The organism is Methanogenium sp. MK-MG, from assembly GCF_009914725.1.
In the GTDB taxonomy this organism is placed as follows: Archaea; Halobacteriota; Methanomicrobia; order Methanomicrobiales; family Methanomicrobiaceae; genus Methanogenium.
The window spans coordinates 1-5,089 of sequence record NZ_JAAAWJ010000105.1 but is presented as its reverse complement, the minus strand read 5'-3'; the positions used below and the strand labels follow the sequence as shown (position 1 = coordinate 5,089).

Here is a 5,089-nt window from a genome sequence, read left to right as displayed (position 1 = left end):
TTCTGCTCTTTTTTACTGCCGGAAAATGACGGTTGTAATGCCTTTTATTTGCTAAAATGGCGGTTGATTGCGGAGTATTGTGGGGTTGCTATTGCTGGATATTTTGGGAGGACGTATGGGTTGTCTCGACTGAGAACTGCCCACTCCGGGCTTCTGTGTGGACTCGTTTTTCCTGGGCGCAGGCCATTTTGGAGGTTATTTAAGCGTTGCTTAATCAGATGCGTGGATTTTTGCCCAAAATGACATGAATCGTACAACACGACTGATCTATGAAGAATTCCCGGAGCTGAAATCGTGTGCCCTTGACACTTTCATATATCCCGCGGCAGTATTATCACCGTCTGCAGGAATCGTTAGAGTATGGCAGACAACAGCATTTTTTCCTTCCATTCAACCGTTCTGTTTGTAGACGATGTGGAGGTTTCAAAGAAATTCTACACTGAGGTAATGGGAGAGGAAATTGAGCTTGATCTCGGCATAAATGTTGGTTTTAAAAGTGCACTTGCAATCTGGGACGGCAATTACGGCAGAAACGTGATATTCGGAACTGCTGATGCCGGAGATGGAGGTTTTTCATCAAAACGGATGCTCGAACTATATTACGAAACGGAAGATATGGACCAGACATTTGATAAACCGCATGATGCCGGTGTTGAGTTTGTGCATGAGGTGACTGCTCAGCCCTGGTGCCAGCTCACCGTACGCTTCCTTGACCCGGACGGTCACATGATCGAGGTGGGAGAGAGAATGGACGTCTGTGTGAAACGGCTGGCCGCATCCGGCATGTCAGCGGATGAAATTGCCGCATCCACCACCATGCCACCGGAGATTGTGAAGCATATGCTTGGCACGGATGAACAATAACCCGGTGTTCGGGAGAAATTCAGTCACTACAAAAAAGTATTTGGCCGGGTCGGGAGAGGAGTGAATCTCCGTCCCAGTCATGTCAGGATGTGACAAGCACCGTCTGTCACACCCGCTTCTCTGTTTTCTCTCTGTCTGTTTCGTTTCTCAAAGTGAGAAAAAAATGATCAGATCGCCTTCAGGCCGAGCGCCTCGTTGGTGATGCGCACCGACTCTTCAGCGGTGTCCGTTCCCTTCATCATTGCACGGATGGCGTCAATGTTCTCGACGACGACGTCCGCCTCCTGGTGGATGGCCTGGAAGAGATAGAGCTCATTGTTCTTGCCGACCGCAACCGAGTCCTCGTAGACGCAGGACTCCCAGAGGTCTCCGCGGGGGCGGCCCATGTCCGAGGCCAGTTCCCTGAGTTCCGCCGTGGAGGTGATGCCGGAGGCGCCCTTCACAATGCCGATTCTCGGGTGCTTCTTTATCAGATCAAGCACACCCTCACGACTGGCCTCCCGTGCCAGTTCCATCCTGATCACATGCATGTGCATAAAGGTCGTCGGCACGATCATCGCGGTCGTCACGATATCAATAGACGGGAGGATGGTGTTCACATCCGGGCCGTGGTGGGACGGAATGGTGACCGGGTTGAGGACAATGGCGTCCACCGGGCCTTTCTTGATCCCGCCGGGGTCGGAGCCGCGGCGCACCATCGTTGCAAAAACCGACTTCACACCATATGCCTCGTCTGCCAGCTGGATGATCCGGCACAGACCAGTCGTATTGCAGGATACCACACGCACAAAGTCAGCGCCGAAGGCATCGTGGTAATTACAGGATGAATTAAACGATATGCCTGCCAGTTCGTGCTTCTCGCCGCCCTGCCATATGGCCTTGACGTTGTAGAGTTCATAGAGCGCTTTATTCGATTTTCCCACACCGCCGGGAGTGGCATCGACGACGATATCACACTGGCGCAGCATGCCCTCCACATCCCCTGCGACCGCAATACCTGCCTCATCAAAGGCCGGTTTCTTTGTAATATCTGCAATATAGAGAGAGTATCCCCGCTCGTTTGCAATATATGCCTCACCTGAGGGCCGGGTCTTTGAGACCCCGACAACTTCCATGTCCGGCTGGGCGGCCACTGCATCGGCCACCCGTTTGCCAATAGTTCCGTATCCGTTAATTGCCACTTTGATCATAGCTGCACACCTTCAGATGATAGTCCCGGGCCCGGCACACCCCCTGTCTGCAGGGAATGGCATGCCTTCGTCCGTCCCTCTCACCTGATTATGCAATTGATACAGCGGGAATACAAAAAAAAGGTTCTCTTTGAATGTGCGTGAGACGAGACAGGCCGGTGTCCATGAAATGACGATGGTCAACTATCCCGGCCTGAAGACCGGGGAGGAATTGCGGGGATGTTGAAAAATGACAATGTTGAAGTGACCTGTGCTCATAGTAGTCCTTTGATCAACACTGGGGGTGTGGGGAATAAAACAGAATGTATGCCCGCGATGTGGGGAACCGGTGCCGGGGGAGGGGGCCACCATCTGCATGGTCTGCGGCCAGTCCCTGAAAAAGCGTTACATGATGCAGAGGGAAGTGGCTGTTGTGGCCGTTCTTGTGGTGGTGGCCATTCTGCTGGCCTACCTTCTTTTTCCGGTTTTTTTCGGTGCGACAACCGTCACAAGCACCGGGAATGTCAGGTTTGTAGTCACTCTTTCAGACGGAAGTGCGTCCATTGAGTATGGGGGCAGCGCTGACGGCAGGGACGTGGCAGACCTGCAGATAGCGATTCTTGCAGAAGATGGGCGTTCATCGCAGAGGTTCTCCTTTGCAGACCCGCAGCCGGGGACAGTTCTCGGACCGGTTGAGACAGGCACTGTGGGGAAACCGGTTGGTATCTATTATGTTGCCGTCTACGCCGACGGTACAGAGATAAATAATACCATTCCCATCTGAAGGGCTGGTGAAGGAGCAAAGAGACGATGGCAGGGGACCTTGATCGTGAATATGCAGTCTGGGTAACCCCGGACGAACTCGGGAAGAAAAAGGAGATTCACCTCAAAGGGAAGACAGTCACCTTCAGGGTTCCCGAACATATTGACGGACATGTGGTGCTGCGCCTGAAAGGCCTCGGCTCCCGGAGCGGGTCGCAGACCGGTAACCTGCTTGTCCGGATCAATCTCATGGAAGAGGACCGCAGCACAGGAGGTGCACCCTTCAGCCGCAACAGGCAGCGCTCTTCACCAAACGGTGGATTCGGGCCGTTCTCATGGATGTACCGCTCGGGGGATCAGGAGAGGCAGAGTGGGCCGGGGAGCCCGTTCACACAACGTGAGGTGGTGAAGGATCCGATGCAGCATCGGCGGGCAGGATTGCTGATCACCGGTGCGGGACTGGTGCTTGTTGCAGGAGGATATCTGGGAATCCTGCCCCTCTCTGCCTGGGCAGGGAGTATCATTGTTGTGGCAGGTGTCTATGTCGCCTTCTTTGCCTGAAAGGCTGTTTTAGCCCTTGAAATTGGTAAAATAGTTGTCAATATATCCCTGTTTTTGTATCAGGGCCCTCTCCTGCGGGTCGCGGATGAGGTGCACCCCTGTGGTCTGGACTGCCGGACAGAAGGGGCAGAGGGCAAAGGGCACATCGTCTGCATGATCCCGCACCGGGCAGTAATATACCCACCCGTCCTGCTCGACAGAGAGCCCGCCCGGAAAGGGCGTCCCGACAGGGTGGCCGGGCCCGTCCTCCACATACATCGCATAGCAGGCGAGTGCATAGTGCAGTGAGAGGAGGGCGGGGCCCTTCTCCTCTGCCTTTATTGCGGCCGCCCTCTGTAGCATCCGGCAGTAGTCTGCAAACCCTGTCCGCAGGGAATCGGTGCGCCAGGGCCGTTCGCCCTCATAGGCAGCCGCTGTCAGCAGGCGGTGATGGGTGTCAAAGATCTCCTCATGGACAGCTTTGAGGAGGGGGTCACGGTAGTCAGCGGGAATGTCGCGTGTCTTGCGTTCGAAGTTCACCATCATCCGGCGAAGGCTCTCCTGCGGGTATTCCCGTACGTGGTCTGCAAGAAGAAAGAGCAGTGCCTCTTTGTTTCGGCATGCTGCCGCTTTGTTCCAGAACGCCTGTATCAGAGCGAGACTGGTCCGGTATGCAGGAAGAATCTCTCCGGACGGTGTCGTCTCCCTGCATATAACCGATGCGGTATCCACAATACAGTCGATCTCCGGCCGGTAGGTGGCATCCCCCGGCTCTCTGTCTCCGGATATCCATCTCCGTATCCGTGAGAGAATCCCTGCCATGCCATCTATTCAGCACCGGCAGATGATGAGTCTTCTGTTTCAGGCAGACTGTTTCTCAGCATATGGGTAGAGAATGGATGAAAAAAGAGAGGCCTTGTGTTTGCCCCCCGGAGACACTGCCGTGCGGGCCTATGTGAGGCAGATCTCACAGCCTGTGCTGGCGAGAACCCAGTAGCCGCAGCCGGGGTTGCAGGATGCCGGACTCATATACGTACCGCTATCCGTGTCATAGGTGTAGATCTGATCCGTCAGCGCCCCTGCCGGGTCGGATACCAGATGATCGGTAAAGGGCACCATCTCTGTGCAGCTGCCGATCATATTCCAGCCGGGTGACATCTGCTCTCTGTAGCAGTCCAGTGCCTGGCCGGTGAAGGTGAGTGTGCACGGGCCGGTCGCTGACACCCAGATCCCCTCGCCGGGCGGGACACTGGCCAGGTCATCCACCGGTTCATAGATGTTCACATTGTAACGGTATACAGAAACTGCCTCCGGCGGGACAATGACGGTGGCGTTCACCACCGGAACAGAGATCATGTTCCACCCTGCTGAGAGAGCGACTTCCACGGTCACGTTTACCGGGATCGAAACGAGGTTAAATACAGCATCGACGTTTGCCCCGTCTGCGACTGTGACGGTCTGTATGGCCGGTTCCTTATATCCCGCGAGCTGAACGGTCACGTTATAGTCAGCCGGTGCAAGCGGCATCGTGCTGTTCGTCAGTTCTCCTGTATCCAGACCGTCAATCCATATGGCGGCTCCTGCGGGAACTGATGTGATTGTAAGGTCTCCCTGCGGTTCAGGAATGGGAACGAGGTTAAATACGGCATCGACGTTTGCCCCGTCTGTTACAGTGACGGTCTGTATGGCCGGTTCCTCATACCCCGCGAGCTGAACGGTCACATTATAATCAGCCGGTGCAAGCGTAATTGTGC

The 5,089-nt window shown here is 55.0% G+C and carries 6 protein-coding genes; 3 read left to right on the top strand and 3 right to left on the bottom strand.

Annotated elements, in window-relative coordinates; all coding sequences use genetic code 11:
• The first annotated feature begins 360 nt into the window (after positions 1-360).
• The gene (locus MKMG_RS10560; RefSeq protein WP_165077842.1) at positions 361-864 is read left to right on the top strand and encodes a VOC family protein; all 504 of its coding nucleotides are present in this window, start codon (positions 361-363) and stop codon (positions 862-864) included.
• Positions 865-1,031: 167 nt separating this feature from the next.
• Here the strand turns inward: MKMG_RS10560 and MKMG_RS10555 are convergent, their stop codons facing one another.
• Positions 1,032-2,054, bottom strand: coding sequence for a type II glyceraldehyde-3-phosphate dehydrogenase (locus MKMG_RS10555; protein ID WP_165077841.1), 1,023 nt, complete (start codon positions 2,052-2,054; stop codon positions 1,032-1,034).
• Positions 2,055-2,382: 328 nt separating this feature from the next.
• Here MKMG_RS10555 and MKMG_RS10550 point away from each other — a divergent pair, with 328 nt between their 5' ends.
• Positions 2,383-2,817: a hypothetical protein gene (locus tag MKMG_RS10550; RefSeq protein WP_165077839.1), complete on the top strand. Its 435-nt coding sequence runs from the start codon at positions 2,383-2,385 to the stop codon at positions 2,815-2,817.
• A 26-nt stretch (positions 2,818-2,843) separates the two neighbouring features.
• On the top strand, positions 2,844-3,356 hold the full coding sequence (locus MKMG_RS10545) for a hypothetical protein (protein WP_165077838.1): 513 nt from the start codon (positions 2,844-2,846) through the stop codon (positions 3,354-3,356).
• A gap of 9 nt (positions 3,357-3,365) precedes the next feature.
• Here MKMG_RS10545 and MKMG_RS10540 read toward each other — a convergent pair whose 3' ends face one another.
• Together MKMG_RS10540 and MKMG_RS10535 are read right to left on the bottom strand one after the other, a co-directional pair.
• Positions 3,366-4,157 (bottom strand): DUF2115 domain-containing protein, encoded by a 792-nt coding sequence (locus MKMG_RS10540; protein ID WP_165077837.1) that lies wholly within the window; start codon positions 4,155-4,157, stop codon positions 3,366-3,368.
• 129 nt (positions 4,158-4,286) lie between these two features.
• On the bottom strand, positions 4,287-5,089 hold an 803-nt coding region (locus MKMG_RS10535; protein ID WP_165077836.1), incomplete at its 5' end, for a PEGA domain-containing protein.